The organism is Cupriavidus sp. GW822-FHT02D05 (assembly GCF_058802485.1).
The window spans coordinates 55,040-78,314 of the sequence record NZ_JBXAOE010000038.1 but is presented as its reverse complement, the minus strand read 5'-3'; the positions used below and the strand labels follow the sequence as shown (position 1 = coordinate 78,314).

The window sequence follows — 23,275 nt, the reverse complement described above, 5'->3', positions numbered from 1 at the left end:
GCGGATCAGGCCGGCGCCCGGCCCGCGCGCTCGAGCAGGCTCATAGCGCGTGCAATGACAGGCGCATCGATCATCTCGCCGTCGAGCTGGAATGCGCCCGGGCCTGACCTTGCCTGCTCGACCACTCGCGTGGCCCAGGCAAGCTGCGCTTCGGTTGGCCGGTAGGCGGCGTTGACCTCGCCCACCTGAGCAGGGTGAATGCAGAGCTTTGCCCCGAAGCCCAGGCGCCGCCCGCGTTCGGCAGCGTTGCGCAGCGCCTCGGCATCGGAGAGCGCAACCGTCACCCCGTCCACCGGCGGCGCAATGCCCGCGACCCGCGACGCGAGGACGAGCATGGAGCGGAAAAACAGCAGCTCCTGGTCGTCGCCCTCGATGCCCAGCTCGGTGCGAAAATCCACGGTCCCGAAAATCAGGCGGTCGACGCCCGGTGCACCGGCCACCTCCTTGACGTTGGCCATGCCCCTGGCGGTCTCGATGAGCGGGAGCACCTGCACGCCGGGCCGAAGGTGCCTGGTCACCAGCGCGACGTCCGCCGCGCTTTCCGCCTTCGGCAGCACGATGCCCGTCACGCCTTTCTCGCGGCAAAGGCGCACGTCATCCTCAAACCATTCGGTCTGCGTGGCGTTGATCCGCACCATGGCGCAGCCGCCGTCGGCCAGGTACGCCTCCAGCAGCCCCCTAGCCCGGCACTTGTCCTCGTCGGACACCGCGTCCTCGAGGTCGAGAATGACCGCGTCCGCGCCCGAGGCGTTGGCCTTGGCGAAACGCTCGGGACGATTGGCGGGCACGAAGAGATAGGAACGGGCGATAGCGGCGGCGGCCATGGGATCTTTATCCGGGATGGAAGGCATAGGGTCAGATCGCGCCTTCGGCACTGAGCCGAACCACGTCGTCCGCGGTGTAGCCAAGTTCGAGCAGGATGCTCTTGCTATGCTGGCCGAGCGCGGGAATCGCGTCCATCCGCGGCGCGAACGACTGTGGCGTGCCGGGCGGCAGCAGCGCCGGAATGATGCCCACGGGCGACGGCACGGACGTCCAGCGCTCGCGCGCCTTGAGCTGCGGATGGTTCCAGACGTCGCGCATGTCGTTCATGCGGGCATTGGCGATCTGGGCGCGCTCAAGCCGCTCGATCACCGCCTCGATGGTCAGGGCGGAGAACACCGTCGTGATGATGTCGGTGAGCGCCGCGCGGCTCTGGGTGCGCAGGGAGTTGGAGACAAAGCGTTCGTCGGTTGTCAGTTCCGGCCGCTCCAGCACGACGCGGCAAAAGGCATCCCACTCGCGCTCGTTCTGCAGGCCCAGGATGATGGTCTTGCCGTCGCCGGCGACAAACGGGCCATACGGGAAGATGGTGGCGTGAGAGGCGCCGGCCCGCGGCGGTGGCGTGGCGCCATCGAACGCGTAGTAAAGCGGATAGCCCATCCACTCGACCATGCTCTCCAGCATCGACACGTCGATATGCGCGCCCTTTGCGCTCCTGCCGCGCTGCAGCAGCGCCGCCAGGATGTTGGAGTAGGCATACATGCCAGCCGCGATATCGGCAATGGAGCAGCCAGCCTTGACGGGGCTATCGGGGGTGCCGGTGATCGAGACGAAGCCGGATTCCGCCTGGATCAGCAGGTCATAGGCCTTCTTGTCCCGGTAGGGGCCATCGCTGCCATAGCCTGAAATATCGCAGACGACCATGGCGGGATAGCGCTGCGACAGCGCCGCATAGGAAAGGCCGAGCCGGTCCGCCGCGCCCGGCGCCAGGTTCTGCACCAGCACATCGGCCTGGCCGAGGAGCTTGCCCAGGATGGCCGGGGCCTCGCTGTGCTTGAGGTCCAGCGCCAGGCTTTCCTTGGAACGGTTGGTCCAGGCGAAATGCGAGGACAGGCCATCCACCCGCTCATCGTAGCCGCGCGCGAAATCACCCACCTTGGGCCGCTCGACCTTGATGACCCGGGCGCCGAGGTCCGCCAGTTGCCGGGTACAGAACGGCGCGGCAATGGCGTGCTCGAGGGAAACGACGGTGATGCCATCCAGGGGACGCATAGCAGCCTTGTTCAGTCTGGGCCCGCCTGCCCTGCGCAGTGCAGCGGCAAACGGGAGAAGTGGGTCCACGGCGCCCCGGCCCGGCCGGAAGTCGCCACGCATGGGCAGCACGCCTGGTGCAATGCGCACCGAAGCTAGTCTCCCAGAGTGGAGGGCATCGGACCATCTCGTTTTCTCGAACCAGCCATTCGCTTCAATGGAAACCATCGCTTTGCCAGCGGGCCCGCCGCATGAATTGCGGCACCGGCGACCCCTTGGTACAGTGGCGGCGAAGGAGTATCCATGCACTTTGACTTTGCCGACCTCAGGCTCTTTGCCCGCATCGCCGAGGAAGAAAACCTCTCTCGCGGTGCGAAAAAGGCATTTCTGTCCCCCGCCGCGGCCAGCGCGCGCCTCAAGTCCCTGGAGGAGCAATTGGGCACCCGGCTGTTCTACCGGGAGAGCAGGGGGCTGGCGCTGACGCCCGCCGGAGAACGGCTGCTGCGCCATGCGCGGGTCATCGAGCGGCAGTTCGAACACGTGCGCAGCGATTTCGAGGAGTTCTCGAAGGATTCCGTCGGTCACATCCGCATCTTCGCGAACACTACCGCGGTCACGGAGTTCATGCCGGAAGTGCTCTCGCGCTTCATGGCGGTGCGCCCCGCCGTGACCGTCGACCTGCAGGAGCGCCTGACGCGGGACATCATCCGCGGCGTGCTCGACGGCAGCGCCGACCTCGGCATCATCTCCGGGCCCGTGAACCCGGAAGGGCTTGAAGTGGTGCATTTCAGCACGGACAAGCTCGTGCTTGCCACGCCCGTCGGCCATCCCCTCACGCAAAAGAGCAAGGTCTCGCTCGCCGACACCCTCGAGTACGAGCACGTCAGCCTGCACGAGGGCAGCACCCTGCATGCTTTCCTCACCGATCTGCTCCACGAGCAACGGCGCAAGCTGCAGATCCGCATCCAGATTCGCAGCTTCGAAGCCATGTGCCGCATGATCGAAGCGGGCGTGGGCATTGGCGTGGTGCCGCTGTCCGCGGCGCTGCGGCACCGCCAGACCATGAAGCTCGCCATCGTCGAGCTGGACGAACCATGGGTGATCCGCGAGCGCGCGGTCATCGTGCGCGAACTGCAGGGGCTGCCCGGCTGCGCGCGCGCCCTGATCGACGAGCTGATCAGCGTGGCGCAGGCTGCCGGCGGGAGCCCGGCAAAGCTGATCGGTTAAGCACGTGAACGTCTCGCCGATCTCTCCCACCAATCTGGCGCCTACCGCATGGCAAACGGATTGCCGGAGCCCGCGCCGGTATTGATCCAGACGCTCTTGGTCTGGAGATACGCCCGGATCGCGTCGATGCCGTTCTCCCGCCCCAGGCCGGAATCCTTGTAACCGCCGAAGGGCGACATGACGCTGACCGCCCGATAGGTATTCACCCACACGGTGCCGGCCTGTATCTTCTCGGACATGCGGAATGCCCGGCCGATATCGCTGGTCCACACGCCCGCCCCAAGGCCGTAGCAGCTATCGTTGGCGATCGCTATCGCCTCGCTTTCATCCTTGAACTTCAGGACGGAGAGCACCGGGCCAAAGACCTCCTCGCGCGCGATGCGCATTTGCGGCGTCACCCCGCAGAAGATGGTCGGCTCGACAAACCACCCTTGCCCGCACGACGCAGGCTGCCCGCCCAGTACAAGGCGGGCTCCCTCGTCCCTGGCAATCCGGATGTAGGAAAGCACCTTGTCGTACTGCGCCGGCGTGGTGATGGGGCCGACCTGCGTCGAGGCATTCATGGGGTTGCCAAGCTTTGCCGTCCTGGCCAGCGCCACCAGCTTCTCGACGAAGGCATCGTGGATGTCTTGCTGCAGCAGCAGGCGGGAACCGGCAATGCAGGTTTGTCCGCTGGCCGCGAAGATCCCGGAGACGGCGCCGTTGACGGCATCGTCCAGATTGGCGTCGTTGAACACGATGTTAGGCGACTTGCCGCCAAGCTCCAAGCTGACATGCTTGAACTGCGCCGCGCACTGTTGGTTGATGACGCGGCCGGTGGCATCGGACCCCGTGAACGTGACCTTCCTGACCAGCGGATGCGTGACGAGCGGCGACCCGACCTCCGCGCCGAAACCCGTCACGACGTTGAAGACGCCGGGCGGAAAGCCTGCCTCCTGAAACAGGAGCGCCAGTTCCAACGCGGAAACCGAGGTGAACTCCGACGGTTTGACCACCACCGTGCACCCGGAGGCCAGCGCCGGCGCGATCTTCCACGCCAGCAGCATCAGCGGGGAATTCCAGGGCGTGATGGCGGCCACCACGCCCAGGGGCTCGCTGCGCGTGTAGTTGAAGTAGCCCTTCTTGTCGAGCGGGATGACCGTGCCCTCGATCTTGTCGGCCAGGCCGCCAAAGTAGTAGAACCACTGCGGCAGGTACTTTACCTGCCCGCTCATCTCGGCGAGCAGCTTGCCGTTGTCCTGCACTTCGAACTCAGCCAGGCGCTCCGCGTCCCTGGCGATCAGGTCGCCGAGCTTGCGCAGCAACGCGCCACGCTGGGTGGCTGTCAGCGCCGCCCAGGGGCCCGCGCGGAACGCACGATCGGCTGCGCCGGCCGCGCGGTCCACATCGGCCGCCGTGCCGCGGGCTACCTCTGCCCAGGCTTTACCCGTGAAAGGATTCTGGGTTTCGAACCAGCGACCGTCGCTTGCATTCACGAAGGTCCCGTCGATGAACATTTGATATTGCTTCATGGTGCAATGTTGTCCGGTCAGATTGAAAGCGCAGGATGGACTCGCAGGATGGAGGCACAGGATGGCAAGCTGCGGCGGGACGGCTAGAACGGCGCGAAGCCCAGATGCTGGCGGAACCGGTTCTTGACGAACACGCCATCGCGCGGCGGCAAGGCGCGCTGGTGCTCTTCGGCGGCGATGCGCACCTGCGCCACGGTCATGCCGTCGGCGTTCCTGATCGCCTGCACCAGCGTCTGCACTTCTTCCATGTCAAAGATCTCCAGCGTGGACGGCACGCCGCACGCCTTGGCCACCTTTGCCAGGTTGGTGCCCAGGCTGGTGTGGCTTTGCTGCATGCCGGTCTCGCCAAAGTGGCCGTTGTCCAGGATCACCACCGCGAGGTTGTTCGGGTTCTGCGCCGCGGCGGTCGCCAGGCTGCCGATGCCCATCAACTGCTCGCCATCGCCGGTGATGGCGATCACCTGCTTTTGCGGTTGTGCCAGGGCCAGCCCCAGCGCCACCGACGTTGAGCCGCCCATGGCGCCCCACAGGTAGAAATTGCCCGGGCGGTCGCCGGCGGCAAAGACGTCGTACGAAGGCGAGCCGAGACCGGTCACGACCAGCGCATCGGGAAACTGCCTGAGCAGCGTGGCAACAAATTCGCGGCGGTCGATCGCCGGCTTGGAGGTCAAGGTAGTCATAGGTTCAGCGCACCCAGTTTTTGCGGCCGATGAGGCTTTGAGAAAGAAGAATCGCCACGCGTTGCCCGGCGTCGAAGGCGCTAGCCAGGCCCGCGTCGACCAGTTCGGCAGCGTCTTGCGGCGAGTCCACGCGGTACACCGTGATGCCCATCAGCTTGAGCGCCGCCTCGGTAACCAGTCCCATCGGCCCCTGCCAGGGATTGAACTCGGCGTACTCGCCACGCATGGTCACGATGGTGAAAAACGGGAACCGGCAGCTTTCCAGCAGCGAGAACATGTTCACGCAGTTACCCACGCCGCTGCTCTGCATGAGCAGGACCGCGCGCTCGCCGCCCAGCCACGCGCCGCTGACAACGCCGACGCCCTCCTCCTCGGTGGTGAGGACAATGTCGCGGATCGCCGGGTCGGCCTTGGCCCGCTTGATGACGTGCGAGTGCCCGGCATCCGGCACATAGGCAATTTGCCGGACCCCGGCTTGCTTGATGACTTGGAAGATGTCCTCTTGCCAGGCAAGAGGCTCAGGATTTGGATTTGGATTTGGATTTGGATTTGTCATGGGAAGTGATCCAGGTAGGGAACAACGCTGTTATCATAAAATTGAATGGAATCTCATATGAAATAGAATAATTTGATTCCTACATCAGTAATTTGGATAGCCGGCCAACCACCAGAATCACAGGATCACGCCCATGGACATCAAGCAGCTTCGCGCCCTCCTGGCCATTGCCGAGACCGGCAGCGCCACCAAGGCCGCCGAGCTTCTTCGCATCGTGCAGCCGGCCGTTTCCCGGCATGTGCGGCTGCTTGAGGAGGAGTTCGGCGTAGAGCTGTTCGAGCGCGAACGGCACGGCATGGTCCTCACCGATGCGGGCCGGACGCTGGTTGAGTACGGGCGCCGCGCACTGCGCGAGCTCGACCGGGCCAAGGCGGAGATCCAGCCGGTGGCCGGGGCGATCTCCGGCATGGCCGCCGTCGGCCTGCTGCCCAGCACGTGCGAGCTGCTGGCCGCGGAGCTGGTCGCTACCGTCAAAGGCAAGCACCCGCAACTGGTCGTGCGGCTCAACGTGGGTTACGCGGGCAACCTCCTGCAATGGCTGGAGGCGGGCGACGTCGAGATCGCGCTGCTGTACGACATCAAGGCGTCCCCCGGCTTGCAGGTCGAGGCGCTGCTCGACGAGCAGCTCTGCCTGATTGGCGCCCCCGGCACCGTGCCCGCGGGCGCCGCGCATACCATCGAGAGCCTGCGGGACCTGCCGCTGGTGCTGCCCAATGCGCCGCACGGCCTGCGCACTGTGGTCGAGCATGCGTGCGCGGTGGCGGGGGTGACGCTCACGATCGCCGTCGAGACCAACTCCCTGAGCGTGCAGAAATCCCTGGTTGCCAAGGGCTTTGGCTATACGGTGCTGCCCAGCTCCGCCGTCTCCGAAGAGCTGGAAAAAGGGACGCTGGCCGCGGCGCCGATCACCTCGCCCAACCTTTCCCGGCGTATCGTGCTGGCGCATCCGGCCACACGCCGGATGTCGCCTGCCGCAAGCTTCGCCTCGGCGGAACTGGTCACGCTGATCAAGCGCCTGGTGCTGGATGGCGCCTGGCCGGGCGCCACCTGGATTGGCGCATAGCCTGCCGGGCCCGCATTCAGTCCGCCTGGATGTTGCCCGCCTTGATGACCTCCGCCCAGCGGCGCGTCTCCGCCTGCACGAACCTGGCGGCCTTATCCGGGCTGGAATCCACCACGGGCTGCACGCCGATCTTCTCCATCCGCTCCCGCACTTCCGGGTCCTTGACGGCCTGCTGCAGGGCCACGCTCAACTTTTCGATCGCGGGCGCGGGGGTGCCGCGGGGCACCATCACCATGTTCCAGATCGATGCCTCGTAGTTGGGAAAGCCCGCCTCCTTCATCGTCGGAACATTCGGCAGCACGCTGGAACGCGTACTGGTGGTGACCGCGAGCGCCTTCAGGCGCCCGGCCTTGATCATGGGCGCGGAGGTGGATACGGCATCGGTGATGAACTGCAGGTCGCCGGACATCACGGACTGGATCGCCTGGCTGGCACCCCGGTAAGGCGCGTGGACGACGTCCAGGTGCTCCTGGTACTTCAGCAGCTCCACGGCCATATGCAACGCGCTGCCCTTGCCGGCGGAGCCGTAGCTGTACTTGCCGGGGTTCTTCTTGATATCGTCGACCAGCTCCTTTGCCGTGCTGGCTTTCACCGATGGGTTCACCGAGAGCACCATCGGCACGGCGGCCACGATGGACACGGGCACGACCGCGCCGCTGTCATAGGGAAGCGTCTTGTATAGCGACGCGTTGATGGCGTGCGAGCTGGTGCCGAACAGCAGCGTGTAGCCATCGGCCTTGCTCTTGGCGACGGCGTCGGTGGCAATGCTGCCGCCCGCGCCTGCCCGGTTCTCGACCACGATCGGCTGGCCCAGCAGCATGCCAACCTTGTTGGCGACGATACGCGCCACCAGGTCCGTGCTGCCGCCCGCGGCGAAGCCAACCACCATGCGGATGGGATGGTCGGGGTATGCCGGCTGGGCGTGCGCGCCAACGCCGACGAGCGCACCCACCCCGACTTGCACAATCAAGCGTTTCATGTCTCTTCCAGATTGTTATGGTGCGGGCTCGGGGCAAATCGCCAAGCCCGTGGAGACGATGGTAGCCAGCGGGTGCGTGAATGGTGAAATAGAAAATGACGCTGCTGCCATCAGCGAACGACATGCCTGCAGCGCGCGCCCAGGCGGCGCCGAACGCAAAAACGCCGCGCTGCGGTTGCACGGCGGCGTGCTTGCCATGGCGGCGAGCCATGGCCCGCTGTCATCTCCAACGTTAGTCCGCTTCCACCTTCATCGTTCTCAGCAGCGGTTGCCATTTGTCGCTTTCCGTCTTGAGCCAGCCATGCAGCCCGTCCGGCGTCTGCTTGTCGACGGGCACGATCTCGGCGCCAAGGTCATCGAGGCGCTTCGCTACCATCGGGTCCTGCAAGCCCTTCTGCAGCGCCTTGGTCAGGCGCGCGGTGACAACTGGCGGCGTGCCCTTGGGCGCGTAGACACCATGCCAGACTTTCATCTCGAAGCCCTTGAGGCCGCCCTCCTGCAGCGTCGGGGCATTGGGCAGCGCCTTGATGCGCTTGGGCGTGGTCACGCCGTAGAACCTGAGCCGGTTGGCATTGATATGCGGCAGTGTCGATGTGGTCTGGTCACATAGCAGGTCGACCTGCCCGCCGAGCAGCGCCGTGAGCGCCGGCCCGGTGCCCTGGTAGGGAATCGCGTTCAGCTTCACATGCACTGCCTCCTCGAACAGCAGCCCGCACAGCTGGGATACCGCCCCCAGGCCGGCGTTGGCCAGAGATACCTTGTCCTTGTTCTGGGCGACGTACTTCACCAGGTCTTGCGTGGTGGCCGGGGGCAGGTCCTTGCGCCCGAGCAGGGTCATCGGGACATCCGCGACTTGTCCGATGTACTCGAAGTCCTTCAGCGGGCTGTACGACAGCTTTTTGTACAGCGCGGGCGCCGTCGCCATCCCGTTGTGGTGGATCAGGATCGTGTAGCCATCCGGCTGGGCCCGCGCGACATAGGCCGCCGCGACCGTGCCGCCGGCACCGAGGCGGTTCTCCACGATCACGCTTTGCCCGAGATCCCTGGACATCGCCTGCGCAAGTGCCCGCGCCACGACATCCGTCGGGCCGCCCGCCGAAAAGGGAACCACCAGCGTGACCGGCTTGGATGGGAACGCATCCACGGCCATCGCGCCCGAGGCAAGCCCCGCCGCAAGCGGTCCGAAAACCATCCACTTCAAGCCAGTGCCTACGTGCTTCATCGCGGTCATGCCAATCATCGTTGTCTCCGAAACTCAGGCCGGCAAGCTGGGGCGCTTGCCTGTTCTAGGGTGTTGGCCGAAGGTTGCCGGATAAGCCGGTGCGAGAGAATCAGGATTATCTGAACGGGTCATACGGCGTGGCCGAACGCGCGCCAGCGGCGGTGTAGCATTCGTCGCATTTCTTGACGCCGTGGCGCCGCTGGCCTGTAATGCGGCTTCTCGCGCGCCGCCTTGCCAGGGCGCGCGATCACGAACCTATGATTCGATTCACCTGGGCCGCCTCCATGCCAGCTTCCAATCCCGCCTCCGATCGCCTGAGCCAGCCGCAATCGATCGAAGACCTCTTGCTCTACCGGCTGAGCTGTCTGCTGGCGGATGCCGGCGGCATCGTGATCCGCTATTGCGAAGGGCAATTCGGCATTACCCGCAGGGAATGGCGCTTGCTTGCGCTGCTGGGCGCGCACGGCGCGATGAGCTCGTCCGAGCTGGCGCAACTGGCCCACCTGGACCGTCCCCGCGCTTCGCGCACGATCACGGCGATGGTGGACAAGAAGCTGATCAGCCGGGTGGCGCGGCCCGATGATGCGCGGCAGGTCACGCTGGCGCCGACCGCTGCGGGCGAAGCCCTGTACGGCGAGATCTTCCCGCTGACGAAACAGGTCAACCTTGAACTGCTGGATGCGCTCGAAGACAAGGAAGTGGCGCAACTGGATGACATGCTGATGCGGCTGGAGCAGCGCTCCCGGCAGATGGCCGCGCGCGGCGGCCTGCCGCTAGCGGACCGGCGGCGCGGCGGCAGCGGACGCAACCGCCAGGCGCGGGCATTGCGCGATGCGAAGGAAGACAGCAACGGCAACTAGGCCGGCCCGGCGCACCAACGTCCCGCGCGTCTGCGCCTCGTGGCACGCCAGCGTAACGCGGCCGCTGGGAAAAGCTAAGCGGCTTTGGGCGGCAACGCCGCCCGCTATACTCTAGCCCCTCAAAAGCCTCAAGCCTCAAGTAACCGGAAGCCGTCATGCCCACTATCCCCGCCTGCCCCCAATGCGCCCTGGAGAACACCTACCCCGACGGCGACAACTACGTCTGCGCCGACTGCGGCCACGAGTGGGCCATGGTGGCCGCCGCGCAGGATGATGACAGCGACCAGGCCGTGGTGAAGGATGCCAACGGCGCCGTATTGAACGACGGCGACGCCGTGGTGCTGATCAAGGACCTGAAGGTCAAGGGCTCGTCCATCACGCTGAAGATGGGCACCAAGGTCAAGAGCATCCGGCTGGTGGGCGGCGACCACGAGGTCGATTGCAAGATGGACGCCGGCAGCTTCATGCTCAAGGCCTGCTACCTGCGCAAGGCCTGAGGCTGCTTGACACTGCGCACGCTGTTGGTTGCGGCCCCGGTTCCGGTCAGCGCGTGGCCACGATGAAGAACCGCGGGAACGGCAGCAGCACCGTGCCGTCCGCCATCGGCGGATAGGCGCGCGCCACTTGCGCGGTGTAGCGTTCCAGGTAGGCAGCGCGCTCGGCTTCATCCAGCGGATCCAGGAAGGGACGCAGGCCGGTGCCCTTGAACCACTCGACAATCGCCGCGGGGCCACCGGCCAGCGCGTGGTGGTAGGTGGTGTGCCAGACATCGGCCGCTGCGCAATGCGCGCGCAGCAGTTCGTAGTACCAGCCAGCCCCCTGCAGCCCGGTACGCGCCTGCGAAGCGGCGGCCAGCTTGGCGGCCCACGGGCCGTCGGCGGCGACTTCGCGCATCAGGCGGTGCGCGGGCGTGTCCAGCGTGTCGGGCACCTGGATCGCGAGGCTGCCGCCGGGCGCCAGCTTGGCGGCAAGCGCGGGCAGCAGGCGGCCGTGGTCGGGCAGCCATTGCAGCACGGCATTGGCGAGGATCACGTCGTAAGGGCCCTGGTCATACCAGGTTTCGATGCGGCTCACCTCGAATTTCAACGCCGGTAGCCGCTTGCGCGCGGCTTCGACCATGTCGGCCGAGCTGTCCAGCCCGGTCACGCTCGCGCCGGGAAAGCAGGCGGCCAGCACTTCCGTCGAATTGCCCGGGCCGCAGCCGATGTCTACCGCGACGCGCGGCTCGCGCCCCGGCACCGCGGCCAGCAGGTCGCGCACCGGACGGGTACGTTCGTTCTCGAATTTCACGTATTGCTTGGCTGACCAAGTCATTGCTGCTCCTTTGCGGGTTCGGTTCTAGTGTCTCGGAATATCGGGAGTATCTGGCGCATCTGGAGCATCTGGCGTCGCGGCCTGCCCGGCCTGCTGCAGCGCGGCCCTGCCCTTGGCGGTCAGCGCGACGATGGCCTGCGCGCGCGGCACGCCGGGCCGGGACGCCATGCCGACCAGGCCGGCCGTCGTCGCATCCTCCCACGCGGACAGCCTTGGGCAGGACGTGCGCCATGCCTCCATGGTGTCGGCAAAGGTGCGCGGCATGGCGTCTAGCCACGCCAGGAACGCAAGCAGGTTGCCCGGGTGCGACGACGCGGGAAGATTGGCGTCCTTGTCGTTGTCTTTGTCGTTGTCATTGCCCAGATCTTGTTCTTGCATGGCCGTGCTCCGTGGATGCCCGATGCATGCCGTCAGGATAGAGCCGAACTGCTATGATTTCCAATGCATATTGAACACGTTTTCAATACCTTGGGAGTATGGCAATGATTGAGCTACGCCGGCTGCGCGCCTTCGTCGTGCTGGCCGAGGAAGGCCACGTCACCCGCGCCGCCGAGCGCCTGGGCATGCAGCAGCCGCCGCTCACGCGCCTGTTGCGCGGGCTGGAGGAGGAGCTGGATGTTTTGCTGATGCGCCGCCTGCCGCGCGGCGTGCGCCCGACAGAGGCCGGCCTGGCATTGCTGGAAGAGGCTCGCGCCGTGCTGGCCCGGGCCGAAGGCGTGGCCGACGTGGTGCGCCGCGCCGCGGCCGGGGAGCAAGGGCGGCTGGCGGTGGGCTTTACCAGCTCCGCCGCCCTGCACCCCTTCGTGCCCGCCGTGCTGCGCCGGTTTCGCGAGAGCGTGCCGGGCGTTGCCGTGACGCTGGAGGAAGCCGGCACCAGCGAGCTGGTGGACGCGATCCTGCACGAGCGGCTGGACGCCGCGTTCGTCCGCTCGCCGGTGGGCAGCACCGCCGGGCTGGTGCTCGAGGCCGTACTGGACGAGCCGATGCTGGCGGCGTTGCCGGCCGGGCATCCGCTGGCGGCGCAGGCCGGCGCGCTGCCGCTATCAGCGCTGGCGCGCGAGCCGTTCATCCTCTATCGCCGCCCCGCCGGGCCCGGCTTGTATGACGCGATCCTGACCGCCTGCCGCGCCGCGGGCTTCAGCCCGCTGGTGGCGCAGGAAGCGCCGCGCCTGCCGGCCACGCTGAGCCTGGTGGCAGCAGGCCTTGGCGTGTCCGTGGTGCCCGCGTCCATGCACCGCCTGGGTGGCGAGGACATCGTCTATCGCCCGCTGGGCGAGAGCCCACCGCTGAGCGCGCCCCTGCACCTCGCGATGCGCCAAGGCGCGCTGCCGGCAGCCGTGACGCGCTTTCGCGCGATGGTGCGCGAGATGGTGGTGGCTGCGCCAATCACGCCAGCGCGCGCAATGCGCCGTTGAAGGCATGTGTGGCGGTTTCCCATGCGTTCTTCCTCGGGCTTCGCAGCACGTTCCGAGCGAGCGGCCGCGAGGCCTTCATTGTCCAGACAGCGGGAATCTGTGTTCGCCCTGGTAGACAAGTTTGACCTACAGCTTCGCCCTCCTGCCTGCCCGGGGGCTACCAACGACGCGCGCGCCCGATTGGCTCCGCGCGTTCGTGGTTGTAGCAGACATAGTGCGCGTCGAAGCCTTGCTTCAACTTCAAATGGCGTCGCCGTAAACGAGCATTGAGATCCTCCTCAATCCATGGATTAAACAATGCTCCCCAACTTAACCATCAAGGCACGGCTCGCCATTGCAATGCTCGTGCTTTCCGTCTTGCTGCTCGTCGTCGGTGCACTGGGCTTGCTCGGCATGTCGCGCAGCAATGCGGCGAACCACGCCACGTATGCCAACCAGATGCCGAGCGCCATGGCGATCGCGGAAGCTGATATCTGGCTGGGCCGGGTCCGCACGGCGCTGTTCAGCGCTGGCATGGATCCCGAATCTCCCCACGCTGCCGAACTGCTGACCCGCACGGAGAAATTCCTCGCGCAGTCAGAGTCCGCCTGGCAGCGTTACCTGTCCTTGCCGCGCGACGCGGAAGAAGAGCGGCTGGCCCAGGATGTCATTGCCAAGCGCAAGGCGCTGTACGTCGCGCTCGATGCCTTCGCCGCCGCCGTCAAGTCGGCCGACCACCAGAAGATCATCGAGGCGGGGGTCGCGCAAACGCCGTACTACGCTGCGCTGCAAGCCAGCGGCGAAACGCTCAGCCAGTTCCAGTCAGCCCTGGCCAAGCGCAGCTATGAGGCTGCCGAGGCGTCCTATGCCACCTTCAGGACGATCACCATTGCCGCGTTGCTGGCGGGGCTGGCGCTGGCCATCTATAGCTGGGTAGCCCTGCGTCGCGCCATTGCGCGCCCGCTCGACGCGGCGCTCGCGCACTTCGGCCACATCACCGCGGGCGACCTGAGCCGCCCCGTTGAAATCCGCTCGCAGGATGAAATGGGCCAGTTGCTGTCGGGCATCGCGAAGATGCAGGACGGCCTGGCGCAAACCGTCTTGTCCGTGCGCACGGGCAGCGAAACGATCGCGGCGGCCACCAGGCAGATTGCCGCCGGCAACATCGACCTGTCGTCGCGTACCGAACAGCAGGCCGCATCGCTCGAAGAAACCGCGGCCAGCATGGAAGAGCTCACCACCACCGTCAAGCAGAACGCGGACAACGCGCGCCAGGCTGCGGTGCTGTCGGCCACGGCATCGGAGACCGCCAATCACGGCGGCGAAGTGATCCGCGACGTGGTCGCGACCATGAGCGAGATCAACGAGAGCTCGGCCCGCATCGCTGACATCATCAGCATCATCGAGGGCATTGCCTTCCAGACCAACATCCTCGCGCTGAATGCGGCCGTGGAAGCAGCGCGCGCCGGTGAGCAAGGCCGGGGCTTCGCGGTCGTCGCGGGCGAGGTGCGCTCGCTCGCGCAGCGGTCCTCCAGCGCCGCCAAGGAGATCAAGGACCTCATCGACAAATCCTCGGCGCGCGTGACGACCGGCACCGTGCTGGTGGACCAGGCGGGCTCGACCATGACCGAGATCATCCGCGACATCCAGCGCGTCTCCGACATCATGGGCGAGATCTCCGCCGCGTCCGTCGAGCAGACCGCCGGCATCGACCAGGTCGCGCACGCGGTGAGCCAGATGGATGAAGTGACGCAGCAGAACGCGTCGCTGGTGGAGCAAGCAGCGGCGGCAGCGCAATCGCTGGAAGAGCAAGCCGCCAAGCTGAACGACACGGTGGCCGCGTTCAGGCTGGGCAACCATGGCGTAGCCGGCGCGGCGAGTGCGCCGGCGCCCCATGCCGTGCGAGCCGCAAGCCGGCCCGCGGCGTCGTCGCCACGCCGCGCCGCGCCGGTGGCACCGCGTGCCGTTGCGGCTTCGGCGCCGGCGTCCGACTGGTCGTCCTTCTAAGCGGAACGCCGCGCGGCCGCATAAAGCCGGGCCAACTGCGCGGCGGCGGCCTCCAGCAGCGCCCCGCCCTGCGCGATCGACCAAGCCAGCGACGCAGGGCCGGCCTGCACCGAGAAGCAGCCATCGAATGCCTCGCGCAGCAGCGAGCCATCGGCAATCGCTCCCGATAGCAGGGTCACGGGCACGCCGTGCCGGCGCCCCAGTGCCGCGACCAGCGCCGGGCCCTTGCCAAGCAAGGTCTGGCGATCAGAGCGGCCTTCGCCGGTCAGGATCCAGTCGTACCCGGCCACCGTCGCCAACCCGGCGGTGTCGAGAATAAAGCGGCCTCCCGGCAGCAATGGCGCGCCAAGCAGCCGCAAGGCAAAGCCCAGCCCGCCCGCAGCGCCCGCGCCCTGCGCTTGCGCTGCGTGGCAACCGAGCGCCAGCTCGCAACGGGCCGCGAACTCGCCGATTACCTCGTCCGCTTGCGCGAGGTCCGTCACCCCTTTTTGTCCGCCAAACATCATGCTGGCGCCATCCGGCCCGCACAAAGGGCTGGTGACATCGGTGAGCGCCACCAGGCGCAGCCCTTGCAGCAGGCCCGCATCGACCCGAGGGCGCAGGCTGCGGATCGACGCAAGATTGTCGGGCACCGGGTCGATGCGCTCGCCCGCGGCATCTAGGAAATCGAACGCCAGCGCCGAGAGCATGCCGGCGCCGGCATCGTTGGTCGAGGAGCCGCCCAGGCCAATGACGATGGTGGCGAAACCTCGCGCGGCAATCCCGCGTATGGCCTGGCCTACCCCGCGCGTGGTGCGCGCGCCGGGCGCCGCCACCGCATCGGGGAGGCCGGCCACGGCCGCCACATCGAAGATCGCAAAGGTGCCAAGCGCCGCGTTCTCGCAGGCGGCAAACGGCATGCGCACCGGCTGGCCGTTGGCATCCGTCGCCTCCACCGCATGCCAGCGCCCGCCGCATGCCGCGGCCACCGCGGCGGCCGTGCCTTCGCCGCCATCGGCAATCGGTACCTGCGTGACCAGAGCGTGCGGCAGCGCATGGCGGATGCCGCAGGCCATATGCCGGGCCACCGCCGGCGCGTCCAGGCTGCCCTTGAACGAATCGGGCGCGAGCAGCACGCGCAGCGCTCGCGCCGGCACGTTATTCAACGCCGTCGCGCCGGTCACGGCGCGTCCAGCTCGGAGATCTCGATCAGGTTCAGGTCCGGATCGCGCACGTAGACGGAGCGGATCTTCTGCGTGGCGCCGGTCCGCGCGACCGGGCCCGCAACAATGGGCCAGCCGGCGGCGCGCAGCCGCTCGATCACCGCATCGAGCGGGATCGACGCAATGAAGCACAGGTCCAGCGCGCCGGGCACCGGCAGGTGCGCCTTGGGCTCGAACTCCGCACCGCGCACATGCAGGTTGATCTTCTGGTTGCCGAAGCGGAACGCCACGCGGTTCTCGCCGAAGGTTTCCAGCTGCATGCCGAGCACGCGCGTATAAAAATCGATGGTCGCGCCGGCATCCGTGCTGGTCAGCACCAGGTGGTCGAGGTGGTCAATCATGTCGCGCTTGCTCTCTGTGCGGTTTAGCCGGGAGCCATCATGGCAGTCGCGCGGGCACATGAACATGTCGGATTGCGCCAGCACCCTTTCCGAAAACGCAAGGCTGAAGCGGCCGCCTCAGTGCGGCGCCAGCAGGTGATCGAACAGCTTGCGCGCCTCGGGCTGCAGCGCCGCGACCGATTTCACGCCAAGCCACAGCGTGCGCGAGGCCCACGGATCAGCAAGGCGGATGGCGCGCAACCCGGCGCCAAGTATCTCGGCGCGCACGGCGCCCTCCGGCAAGACCCCGATGCCAAGGCCCGCCTCGATCATGCGGCAGATCGCATCGAAACTGCTGACCTGCACGCGCAGCTTGAGCACGCGCTCCAGCGCGGCCGAGGCGTCGGCCAGCCGCTGCAGCAGCGAGCTGCCCTGGTTGAGGCCAACGAAATCGAATTCGAGCGCATCGGCAAAGGCCACCTCGGCGCGCGCCGCCAGCGGATGATCTGGCGGCACCAGCACCACCAGGCGGTCGCGACGGTATTCGAACTTTTCCAGCGTGCCGGCCGCGACGTTGTCGGCAAACACGCCGATATCCGCCTGCCCGCCCGCCACCGCCGCGATCACCTCGCCGCTCATGCGCTCCTCCAGGCTGACGCGGATCAGCGGCTGCGCGTGCAGGAACACGCCCAGGTCCCGCGGCATGAACTGGATGATGGCCGAGGTGTTGGCCCACACGCGCACATGCCCCCGCACGCCGATGGCGAAATCGCTCATGTCGCCCGCCAGGCGATTCACGGTATCCAGCACCGCCCGCGCATGGCCGACCAGCCCAACGCCGGCCGGGGTGAGTTCAAGCCCGCGCGGCATCCGCACGAACAAGGCGCAATCGGTGGTCTTTTCCAAGTCGGCAACGCGGCGGCTGAGCGCCGACAGCGTCATGTGGGTGCGCTCGGCGGCCTTGGTGAAGCTGCCGCTCTGCGCCACCACCAGGAACAGGCGCAGGGACTGCAGGTCGAGATGGGCGGGATTGATCACGCGAAAGCGTCCGGTGGGCGGCGGCATCGATGGCGGCCGGATGGCCAGGGCCGTCAAGCCATGCCCTGAGGTTTGAGAATCGGGAAAGGCTAGTGGACGAGAACGGCATTGTCAATTTTGGCGCCCGGGGCCACCATGGCCGGTCCACGTGCTCCGGCCGATGGCCAGAGGCGTGGCGCATTCACCACCCAGGCTTACCGACAGGCAAACACCACAAACCCCATGAATCCAACCCAGACCACGCCGGAAGTCGTTTTCCTGGACCGCGGCACGCTGGCCCCCGAGACCGTGCTGCGCGCGTTGCCGTTCGCGCACCAGCTGACGGTCTTTGACGCCACCGCGCCGCATGAAGTGGCCGCGCGCATCGCCAACGCGCAGATCGTGATCACCAACAAGGTCAAGCTGCCGGCCGAGGTGCTGCGCGAGGCCGCCAGCCTGCGCCTGGTGGCGATCGCGGCCACCGGCACCGACCACGTCGATCTGCGCGCCTGCGCCGCCCGGGGCATCTGCGTGTCGAACGTGCGCAACTATGCCGTGCATACGGTGCCCGAGCACACCTTCGCGCTGATCTTCGCGCTGCGCCGCAGCCTGCATGCCTATTGCGACGCGGTGCGCTCGGGCCGCTGGCAGGCCTCGGGGCAGTTCTGCTTTCACGACTATCCGATCCACGACCTGGCCGGCTCGACCATCGGCATCGTCGGCGGCGGCACCCTGGGCCGCGCGGTGGGCGAGATCGCCCGGCTGCTGGGACTCAAGGTGCTGTACGCCGCCCGCAAGGGCCAGCACAGCGCCGACACGCAACACACGCCCTTCGCGGACATGCTGCGCCTGAGCGACATCATCACGCTGCACTGCCCGCTGACCCCCGCCAACGCGGGGCTGATCGGCCGCGAGGAGTTCGCGCAGATGACGCGCCGCCCGCTGCTGATCAACACCGCGCGCGGCGGCCTGGTCGACGAGGCCGCACTGGTCGACGCGCTGCGGCAAGGACAGGTTTCCGGGGCTGGTTTCGACGTAGCCACCCAGGAGCCCCCCGGCCCCGGCCACCCGTTCCACGCGCTGCGCGACCACCCCGCCTTCCTGCTCACGCCGCACGTGGCCTGGGCGAGCCGGGAGGCCATCCAGGCGCTGGCGGACCAGTTGATCGACAATATCGCGGCGTTCGCGGCCGGCTCGCCGCGCAATGTGGTGGCGGGCTAAGCCCTCTCCTGCCCCGCCCCCCTGCCCCCCTGTCCCATGCGCATGGGACCCGCCAGCCGCAGCGGCCACTGGCGTGCACCCCGGCATCGGGCCGGACAACGACGATAGCGCTCGTGCGACGCCCGGATCCGTGCCGGATAGCCGCTTCGCGTCTATATTGTTCCTGTTCGGGATCACGACGGAGGGAGCATGCGTGCGCAATGCGGCAGGCTTGTGCTGGGGGCAGCGACTGCCTGCGCGCTGGGCCTGGCCCTGAATTCCGCGCCGTGTTTCGCCCAGGCCGGTGGGGGCGCGCCAGTGCCTTTCGTGCGGATCGTGCTTGCCAGGCAGGTTGCCGTTCAGGTTCCCAAGGACTGGACCATCCTGTCCGGGGCCCGGGGACGGACCCACGGCACCATCGCGGACGCGGTGGGGGGTGTCTCCATCGTCCCGGCGCCGGCGGGCCAGACGGTCAACCTCCTGCATGCCGTATCCAATGTGCAGAATCCGTACGCGGCCGTGATCGTCAACTCGATGGCGCAAGCGCCGGTCACGCCCGAGCAGGTCCGCCGGTTCGACAGGTCACTGCTTCTGGCATACGCGGCGAGCTTCGAGCGCAGGATGCGCGACTCCCTGAAGACATCGGGCAGGGAAATGCTCTCCATCGACGAGCCCCGCATCGAAAAAATCGGTGGCTGGCCGGCGATTGCAATCAACTACGTGCGCACCGGCGCGCAAGGCACGATCTACGTGCAGCATTTCGACATCTATACGCCGGACCAGGAACTGCTGCTCATCCTCTCGTGCCGCGACTCGGCGCGCGGCGCATGGCTGCCGCTGCTGGACCAGGTGCGCGGCTCGATCGTCGTTGGCGAATAGCCTGGATGGCGATCGGCCTGGTTCCCATCGGGCTGGTTCCCCTAGTGGCTGATCATCCAGGGCCGCGTGCCGGGAAAGGACTTGGCCGCGCCCGGCTTGCCGGCCAGGCCGACGCTGCCGCCCGAACAGCCACAACCTGGCCCATGGCGGTGCCCCTGGGAACTCGATGGCGCGTGGGCGCTGCGCTCGTTGCCCGCATGCGCGACGCGGCGGGACGAGGGCATCAGGGCCAGCATGGTCGCCGTGACCTGGCGCCGGGCCGCGTGGCCGCAGCCGGGGCATGGCTGCGGCGCGTCGCGCTCGTCGATGCGGCGCACCGCGGTGAAGCTGCCGCACGCCTCGCAGGCGTATTCATACATGGGCATACAGGTCTCTCCGCTTGGTGGAAAGTGGCAAGCGCGGGCCCCCTTGGGTAAGGAGGAGGAAGGCGGGAGCCCGCGCTCGCCGGGACTTCACATCTCTGGCTGGCGCTCAGATCGGCATTCAGGCCGCATCCCGCGAAAGCAGGACGTCGGCACCGCCCTTGATATGCACAGTCGGTCCATTGGCCTGCGGCCGGATATCGAAGTCGAAGATCTGCGTCGGTATCCAGAGCGTGGCGCAGGAGTTGGGGATGTCCACCACGCCGCTGATATGCCCCTGCACCGGCGCCGTGCCCAGGATGGCGTAGGCCTGCGCGCGCGAGTAGCCGAACTTGGTCAGGTATTCGATCGCGTTCAGGCAGGCCTGGCGGTAGGCGACGTTGACATCCAGGTAGTGCTGCTTGCCTTGTTCATCGACCGAGATGCCTTCGAAGATCAGGTAGTCGTTGTAGGTCGGCGTGATCGGGCTGGGCTTGAAGATGGGGTTCTTGATGCCGTACTTCGCCATGCCGTCCTTGATCACGTTCACCCGCATGTGCACCCACCCCGCCATCTCGATGGCGCCGCAGAAGGTAATCTCGCCGTCGCCCTGGCTGAAGTGCAGATCGCCGACCGACAGCCCTGCCCCATCCACATACACCGGGAAGTACACCTTCGAGCCACGTGACAGGTCCTTGATGTCGCAGTTGCCGCCATGCTCGCGCGGCGGCACGGTACGCGCGCCCTCGGCTGCCGCCCGCCTGCCGGCGTCGCCAACGAGCTTGCCCATATGGGCGGTCGCGGCAAACGGCGGGTTGGCCAGCGGCGGCACGCGATCGGGGTCGGTCTTGATCAGCCCTGTCTCGCGTTCGTTCCAGGTATGGAGCAGCTTGGGATCGGGCAAGCAGCCGATCAGCCCGGGATGGATCAGCCCGGCGAACTCCACGCCGGGCACATGGCGCGACGTGGTGTAGACACCGTGGAAGTCCCAGATGGATTTCTGCGCCAGCGGGAAATGGTCCGTCAGGAACCCGCCGCCGTTTTTCTTCGAGAAGAAGCCGTTGAAGCCCCACTGGCTTTCGGGCTTGGCGCCTACGTCCAGCAGGTCGACCACCAGCAGGTCGCCCGGCTTGACGCCGCGCACGCCCACCGGCCCTGAGAGAAAGTGGACGATGGACAGGTCGATGTCCCGCACGTCATCCGCCGACTCGTTGTTCTTGATGAAGCCGCCGGTCCAGTCATAGGTTTCCAGGATGAACTCGTCGCCGGGATTGACCCAGCAGGCCATGGGAATGTCCGGGTGCCAGCGGTTGTGGACCTGTTCGTTCTCGTACGCCGATTGCGCGAGATCGACCTTGATCAGGGTATCTGCCATGTGCCTGTCTCCTTGGTGTGTGTCCGGTCAGTCGCCGGATTGCGGCCGTGAAACGATGCAGCCGCCTTGGCTGCATGCCTGGATCAGCGTTGGTCGCGTGCGGCTACCCGCCGCCGCGCTGTGGTCGATCTTTGCGGTACGTCTTTGCGGTCTATCTGAATGATTCGCTCAGCAGCAGATAGCCTGGCAGCCAGCCGGTGGCGATACCTGCCAGGACAGTGGCAACACCGGTGAACTTCAGGATCGGGCGCTGCATCGCCAGCAGCAGGAAGTACAGGAACCACAGCACCCCCCAGCCGACCCAGCACCAGGCGAACCAGGTATCCCAGACGGAGTTGGCATGGCGCAGCGCATCGATGGCGACGGGAATCACCGTGACCGACACGAACAGGCTGAACCAGCCCAGGCCACGCCCGTCCGCGCCGTTGAAGCGGTTGAGCGCAACCCACAGGTAGGTGAAGGTGAACAGCAGCGTCAGCGCGCCGGCCTTGATGGATGCGCTGTCCGCCTCGCCGCCGAAGATCAGCCGCAGCGACACCAGCATCGTCACCCCGCCGGCAAAGATATTGACGACCCAGATCTCACGGTCGCCAATCTTGCCCAGCAGCCACAAGCCGTTCAGGCACAGCACGGCACCTACGTAAAGCAACGTCAGGCCTAGCATGGCGTATCTCCTGCGTGACGGATTCTGGTTGTTCTTTTTCTGTTGGCGCCGGCTGCCTCGCGGCGGCCGCGTGGCGACGGGTCAACTATAAGCAGGCCCGAGAAGATGCGAATCCTTCACGACGAGGATTCCGCGCATCATGTGGCTGGGTGAGGTGGCCTCACCCAATTGAATGAGGCAATGGATAAGGCAGCGGACAAGGCAACGGCGCGATGGCCAGGTGAGGGACGTTCAGGCCGGCGGGCAATGCTGCGCGTGCAGGCGCACCAATTCCATCTGGCCATGGGTGTTGGTCTTCTGGAAGATCTGCTTGAGGTGGCTGCGCACCGTGTTCTCGGACACGTGCAGTACCTGCGCCAGGCTGGCGATGGAGTGGCCGGCGAAGACCAGCGCGTTGACCCGCGCCTGGGCCTCGCTCAGCTTGAACTGGCGCGCGAACAGGCAATCGTGGTGCGCATGCTCCGCACCCTGCCGGCGCGCGCTGACCACCACCAGCGCGCGCTCCTCGCCCAGCCCGTTGCGCATGGATGCACCGGCGGGCTGCAACGTGAGCGTCGTGGGCAAGGCAAAGCCGGGCGCGGAAACCGACAGCACCTGCGTGGGCACCAGCGTGGCCTGGCCCGGGTGGGCGTCGCGCGTGTCACCGGCCATGGAGGGAAGTCCTTGGGAAGCCCCGGCCAGCGTGGCCAGCATCTCATGCAAGGTGCGGTGGTCGGTCGGCATCACCGCGGCAAGATACTCGCCATCCCGGTACAGGCCGCTGCCCTGCCCGCACAGCGCCTGCGCGCTGCGGTTGCAGTAGACGATGCGGCCATCCTGCTCCACCAGGAAGGTCGCGTTAGGATGGCCGTCGATGACGCACATCAGCGCCTGGCTCAGGTCGGCGGCGCTGTGGCGGTGCCAGCGGTTTTCCAGCGACAGCGCCATATGCGCCAGCAGGCCGCGGAACTCCGCCTTCTCCTTGCTGGCAAAGCGCCGCTGGTCTTCGCGCCGGTACAACTCAAGGTAGTAGACGACATCCGCCTCGCGCGCCACCACCCCGCACAAGCGATGCAGATAGCGATGGGGCCGCAGCAACGCCTGGTAGTAGTCCGTGCGGACCAGGTCGCCGCTGCCCAGCATGTCGTCGCCGCTGATCACCTGCAGGGGCTGGTAGGCCGTGCTGGAGAGGAACCACGGGTTGCGCGCGGAGTACTGCGCAAAGGTGCGAAAAAACGCCGGGTCGTCCGGGGCGCCGTGCAGCACCGCGCCCTGGCCGCCGGCCAGGTGCCGCCGCGCCAGCACGGCCGTGCCCGCGGCGAACTGATCGCGCACCAGCGCAACCACGCCGCGCCAGCCATCATCATCGCGCGCGGCGTGGATACGGTAGATCAGCTCCCCGGCCTGGGGATCGGCGCTATCGGCGCTATCGGCCTTATAGGCGCTATCGGCATTCTGGGCGGGCAACCGCG

General features: G+C 66.9%; 24 protein-coding genes. 8 read left to right on the top strand and 16 right to left on the bottom strand.

Annotation, left to right across the window (positions count from 1 at the left end):
* Positions 1 to 5: 5 nt before the first annotated feature.
* Together AC1RQK_RS35205 and AC1RQK_RS35200 are read right to left on the bottom strand one after the other, a co-directional pair.
* A complete protein-coding gene (locus tag AC1RQK_RS35205) occupies positions 6 to 824 on the bottom strand; it encodes an HpcH/HpaI aldolase/citrate lyase family protein (protein ID WP_492814010.1) in 819 nt (272 codons plus the stop codon).
* Between the two features lie 31 nt (positions 825 to 855).
* Positions 856 to 2,034 (bottom strand): CaiB/BaiF CoA transferase family protein, encoded by a 1,179-nt coding sequence (locus AC1RQK_RS35200; RefSeq protein WP_492371615.1) that lies wholly within the window; start codon positions 2,032 to 2,034, stop codon positions 856 to 858.
* A 282-nt stretch (positions 2,035 to 2,316) separates the two neighbouring features.
* On the opposite strand from AC1RQK_RS35200, the gene AC1RQK_RS35195 reads away from it, so the two are divergent.
* Positions 2,317 to 3,240 (top strand): LysR family transcriptional regulator, encoded by a 924-nt coding sequence (locus AC1RQK_RS35195; protein WP_492371614.1) that lies wholly within the window; start codon positions 2,317 to 2,319, stop codon positions 3,238 to 3,240.
* Positions 3,241 to 3,281: 41 nt separating this feature from the next.
* On the opposite strand, the gene AC1RQK_RS35190 is transcribed toward AC1RQK_RS35195, so the two are convergent.
* The 3 genes from AC1RQK_RS35190 to AC1RQK_RS35180 form a co-directional block, all read right to left on the bottom strand.
* On the bottom strand, positions 3,282 to 4,751 hold the full coding sequence (locus AC1RQK_RS35190; RefSeq protein WP_492814007.1) for an aldehyde dehydrogenase: 1,470 nt from the start codon (positions 4,749 to 4,751) through the stop codon (positions 3,282 to 3,284).
* 83 nt (positions 4,752 to 4,834) lie between these two features.
* A complete protein-coding gene (locus AC1RQK_RS35185; protein WP_492814005.1) occupies positions 4,835 to 5,431 on the bottom strand; it encodes a thiamine pyrophosphate-dependent enzyme in 597 nt (198 codons plus the stop codon).
* 4 nt (positions 5,432 to 5,435) lie between these two features.
* Positions 5,436 to 5,987 (bottom strand): phosphonopyruvate decarboxylase, encoded by a 552-nt coding sequence (locus tag AC1RQK_RS35180; protein WP_492814003.1) that lies wholly within the window; start codon positions 5,985 to 5,987, stop codon positions 5,436 to 5,438.
* 133 nt (positions 5,988 to 6,120) lie between these two features.
* Between AC1RQK_RS35180 and AC1RQK_RS35175 the strand changes: the two genes are divergently transcribed.
* Entirely contained in the window at positions 6,121 to 7,050 is a 930-nt protein-coding gene (locus tag AC1RQK_RS35175; RefSeq protein ID WP_492371610.1) for a LysR family transcriptional regulator, read from the top strand.
* 16 nt (positions 7,051 to 7,066) lie between these two features.
* On the opposite strand, the gene AC1RQK_RS35170 is transcribed toward AC1RQK_RS35175, so the two are convergent.
* Together AC1RQK_RS35170 and AC1RQK_RS35165 are read right to left on the bottom strand one after the other, a co-directional pair.
* Positions 7,067 to 8,029 (bottom strand): Bug family tripartite tricarboxylate transporter substrate binding protein, encoded by a 963-nt coding sequence (locus AC1RQK_RS35170; protein WP_492371609.1) that lies wholly within the window; start codon positions 8,027 to 8,029, stop codon positions 7,067 to 7,069.
* Positions 8,030 to 8,261: 232 nt separating this feature from the next.
* A complete protein-coding gene (locus AC1RQK_RS35165; protein WP_492371721.1) occupies positions 8,262 to 9,260 on the bottom strand; it encodes a tripartite tricarboxylate transporter substrate-binding protein in 999 nt (332 codons plus the stop codon).
* A 275-nt stretch (positions 9,261 to 9,535) separates the two neighbouring features.
* Between AC1RQK_RS35165 and AC1RQK_RS35160 the strand changes: the two genes are divergently transcribed.
* Together AC1RQK_RS35160 and AC1RQK_RS35155 are read left to right on the top strand one after the other, a co-directional pair.
* The gene (locus AC1RQK_RS35160) at positions 9,536 to 10,111 is read left to right on the top strand and encodes a MarR family winged helix-turn-helix transcriptional regulator (RefSeq protein WP_492814000.1); all 576 of its coding nucleotides are present in this window, start codon (positions 9,536 to 9,538) and stop codon (positions 10,109 to 10,111) included.
* Between the two features lie 155 nt (positions 10,112 to 10,266).
* Positions 10,267 to 10,608, top strand: coding sequence for a zinc ribbon domain-containing protein YjdM (locus AC1RQK_RS35155; protein ID WP_492371607.1), 342 nt, complete (start codon positions 10,267 to 10,269; stop codon positions 10,606 to 10,608).
* Between the two features lie 46 nt (positions 10,609 to 10,654).
* Here AC1RQK_RS35155 and tam read toward each other — a convergent pair whose 3' ends face one another.
* A complete protein-coding gene (tam, locus tag AC1RQK_RS35150) occupies positions 10,655 to 11,425 on the bottom strand; it encodes a trans-aconitate 2-methyltransferase (protein ID WP_492813998.1) in 771 nt (256 codons plus the stop codon).
* A gap of 24 nt (positions 11,426 to 11,449) precedes the next feature.
* A complete protein-coding gene (locus AC1RQK_RS35145) occupies positions 11,450 to 11,803 on the bottom strand; it encodes a hypothetical protein (protein WP_492371605.1) in 354 nt (117 codons plus the stop codon).
* Between the two features lie 98 nt (positions 11,804 to 11,901).
* Between AC1RQK_RS35145 and AC1RQK_RS35140 the strand changes: the two genes are divergently transcribed.
* Both AC1RQK_RS35140 and AC1RQK_RS35135 read left to right on the top strand, forming a co-directional pair.
* On the top strand, positions 11,902 to 12,840 hold the full coding sequence (locus tag AC1RQK_RS35140) for a LysR family transcriptional regulator (protein ID WP_492813996.1): 939 nt from the start codon (positions 11,902 to 11,904) through the stop codon (positions 12,838 to 12,840).
* A 297-nt stretch (positions 12,841 to 13,137) separates the two neighbouring features.
* Positions 13,138 to 14,826 (top strand): methyl-accepting chemotaxis protein, encoded by a 1,689-nt coding sequence (locus AC1RQK_RS35135; RefSeq protein ID WP_492813994.1) that lies wholly within the window; start codon positions 13,138 to 13,140, stop codon positions 14,824 to 14,826.
* Here the strand turns inward: AC1RQK_RS35135 and AC1RQK_RS35130 are convergent.
* The 3 genes from AC1RQK_RS35130 to AC1RQK_RS35120 all read right to left on the bottom strand — a co-directional run bounded on the left by AC1RQK_RS35130 (position 14,823) and on the right by AC1RQK_RS35120 (position 17,386).
* Complete coding sequence (locus AC1RQK_RS35130) at positions 14,823 to 15,989, bottom strand: glycerate kinase (protein WP_492813992.1); 1,167 nt, start codon at positions 15,987 to 15,989, stop codon at positions 14,823 to 14,825. The two genes, AC1RQK_RS35135 and AC1RQK_RS35130, sit on opposite strands and share 4 nt — an antisense overlap.
* On the bottom strand, positions 15,986 to 16,369 hold the full coding sequence (locus AC1RQK_RS35125; RefSeq protein WP_183031298.1) for a VOC family protein: 384 nt from the start codon (positions 16,367 to 16,369) through the stop codon (positions 15,986 to 15,988). The genes AC1RQK_RS35130 and AC1RQK_RS35125 overlap by 4 nt, the downstream gene beginning before the upstream one ends.
* 117 nt (positions 16,370 to 16,486) lie before the next feature.
* Positions 16,487 to 17,386 (bottom strand): LysR family transcriptional regulator, encoded by a 900-nt coding sequence (locus AC1RQK_RS35120; RefSeq protein ID WP_492371720.1) that lies wholly within the window; start codon positions 17,384 to 17,386, stop codon positions 16,487 to 16,489.
* Between the two features lie 222 nt (positions 17,387 to 17,608).
* Between AC1RQK_RS35120 and AC1RQK_RS35115 the strand changes: the two genes are divergently transcribed.
* Positions 17,609 to 18,586 (top strand): D-2-hydroxyacid dehydrogenase, encoded by a 978-nt coding sequence (locus tag AC1RQK_RS35115; RefSeq protein WP_492813990.1) that lies wholly within the window; start codon positions 17,609 to 17,611, stop codon positions 18,584 to 18,586.
* 189 nt (positions 18,587 to 18,775) lie between these two features.
* A complete protein-coding gene (locus tag AC1RQK_RS35110; protein WP_492813988.1) occupies positions 18,776 to 19,444 on the top strand; it encodes a hypothetical protein in 669 nt (222 codons plus the stop codon).
* Positions 19,445 to 19,485: 41 nt separating this feature from the next.
* Here AC1RQK_RS35110 and AC1RQK_RS35105 read toward each other — a convergent pair whose 3' ends face one another.
* The 4 genes from AC1RQK_RS35105 to AC1RQK_RS35090 form a co-directional block, all read right to left on the bottom strand.
* Entirely contained in the window at positions 19,486 to 19,809 is a 324-nt protein-coding gene (locus tag AC1RQK_RS35105; protein WP_492813986.1) for an FmdB family zinc ribbon protein, read from the bottom strand.
* 118 nt (positions 19,810 to 19,927) lie between these two features.
* Positions 19,928 to 21,160: a formamidase gene (gene fmdA, locus AC1RQK_RS35100; protein WP_492813984.1), complete on the bottom strand. Its 1,233-nt coding sequence runs from the start codon at positions 21,158 to 21,160 to the stop codon at positions 19,928 to 19,930.
* Positions 21,161 to 21,311: 151 nt separating this feature from the next.
* Positions 21,312 to 21,824 carry an AmiS/UreI family transporter gene (locus AC1RQK_RS35095; protein WP_174427428.1) on the bottom strand — a complete coding sequence of 171 codons (513 nt, stop codon included), beginning with the start codon at positions 21,822 to 21,824 and terminating at the stop codon, positions 21,312 to 21,314.
* Positions 21,825 to 22,055: 231 nt separating this feature from the next.
* Positions 22,056 to 23,270 (bottom strand): helix-turn-helix transcriptional regulator, encoded by a 1,215-nt coding sequence (locus AC1RQK_RS35090; RefSeq protein ID WP_492813982.1) that lies wholly within the window; start codon positions 23,268 to 23,270, stop codon positions 22,056 to 22,058.
* Positions 23,271 to 23,275: the final 5 nt, after the last annotated feature.

What these genes read in the sequence shown, in the direction of transcription:
- AC1RQK_RS35205 (WP_492814010.1), bottom strand. Translation starts at nt 824, where the DNA reads ATGGCCGCCGCCGCTATCGCCCGTTCCTATCTCTTCGTGCCCGCCAAT.
- AC1RQK_RS35200 (WP_492371615.1), bottom strand. Translation starts at nt 2,034, where the DNA reads ATGCGTCCCCTGGATGGCATCACCGTCGTTTCCCTCGAGCACGCCATT.
- AC1RQK_RS35195 (WP_492371614.1), top strand. Translation starts at nt 2,317, where the DNA reads ATGCACTTTGACTTTGCCGACCTCAGGCTCTTTGCCCGCATCGCCGAG.
- AC1RQK_RS35190 (WP_492814007.1), bottom strand. Translation starts at nt 4,751, where the DNA reads ATGAAGCAATATCAAATGTTCATCGACGGGACCTTCGTGAATGCAAGC.
- AC1RQK_RS35185 (WP_492814005.1), bottom strand. Translation starts at nt 5,431, where the DNA reads ATGACTACCTTGACCTCCAAGCCGGCGATCGACCGCCGCGAATTTGTT.
- AC1RQK_RS35180 (WP_492814003.1), bottom strand. Translation starts at nt 5,987, where the DNA reads ATGACAAATCCAAATCCAAATCCAAATCCAAATCCTGAGCCTCTTGCC.
- AC1RQK_RS35175 (WP_492371610.1), top strand. Translation starts at nt 6,121, where the DNA reads ATGGACATCAAGCAGCTTCGCGCCCTCCTGGCCATTGCCGAGACCGGC.
- AC1RQK_RS35170 (WP_492371609.1), bottom strand. Translation starts at nt 8,029, where the DNA reads ATGAAACGCTTGATTGTGCAAGTCGGGGTGGGTGCGCTCGTCGGCGTT.
- AC1RQK_RS35165 (WP_492371721.1), bottom strand. Translation starts at nt 9,260, where the DNA reads ATGACCGCGATGAAGCACGTAGGCACTGGCTTGAAGTGGATGGTTTTC.
- AC1RQK_RS35160 (WP_492814000.1), top strand. Translation starts at nt 9,536, where the DNA reads ATGCCAGCTTCCAATCCCGCCTCCGATCGCCTGAGCCAGCCGCAATCG.
- AC1RQK_RS35155 (WP_492371607.1), top strand. Translation starts at nt 10,267, where the DNA reads ATGCCCACTATCCCCGCCTGCCCCCAATGCGCCCTGGAGAACACCTAC.
- tam (WP_492813998.1), bottom strand. Translation starts at nt 11,425, where the DNA reads ATGACTTGGTCAGCCAAGCAATACGTGAAATTCGAGAACGAACGTACC.
- AC1RQK_RS35145 (WP_492371605.1), bottom strand. Translation starts at nt 11,803, where the DNA reads ATGCAAGAACAAGATCTGGGCAATGACAACGACAAAGACAACGACAAG.
- AC1RQK_RS35140 (WP_492813996.1), top strand. Translation starts at nt 11,902, where the DNA reads ATGGCAATGATTGAGCTACGCCGGCTGCGCGCCTTCGTCGTGCTGGCC.
- AC1RQK_RS35135 (WP_492813994.1), top strand. Translation starts at nt 13,138, where the DNA reads ATGCTCCCCAACTTAACCATCAAGGCACGGCTCGCCATTGCAATGCTC.
- AC1RQK_RS35125 (WP_183031298.1), bottom strand. Translation starts at nt 16,369, where the DNA reads ATGATTGACCACCTCGACCACCTGGTGCTGACCAGCACGGATGCCGGC.
- AC1RQK_RS35115 (WP_492813990.1), top strand. Translation starts at nt 17,609, where the DNA reads ATGAATCCAACCCAGACCACGCCGGAAGTCGTTTTCCTGGACCGCGGC.
- AC1RQK_RS35110 (WP_492813988.1), top strand. Translation starts at nt 18,776, where the DNA reads ATGCGTGCGCAATGCGGCAGGCTTGTGCTGGGGGCAGCGACTGCCTGC.
- AC1RQK_RS35105 (WP_492813986.1), bottom strand. Translation starts at nt 19,809, where the DNA reads ATGCCCATGTATGAATACGCCTGCGAGGCGTGCGGCAGCTTCACCGCG.
- fmdA (WP_492813984.1), bottom strand. Translation starts at nt 21,160, where the DNA reads ATGGCAGATACCCTGATCAAGGTCGATCTCGCGCAATCGGCGTACGAG.
- AC1RQK_RS35095 (WP_174427428.1), bottom strand. Translation starts at nt 21,824, where the DNA reads ATGCTAGGCCTGACGTTGCTTTACGTAGGTGCCGTGCTGTGCCTGAAC.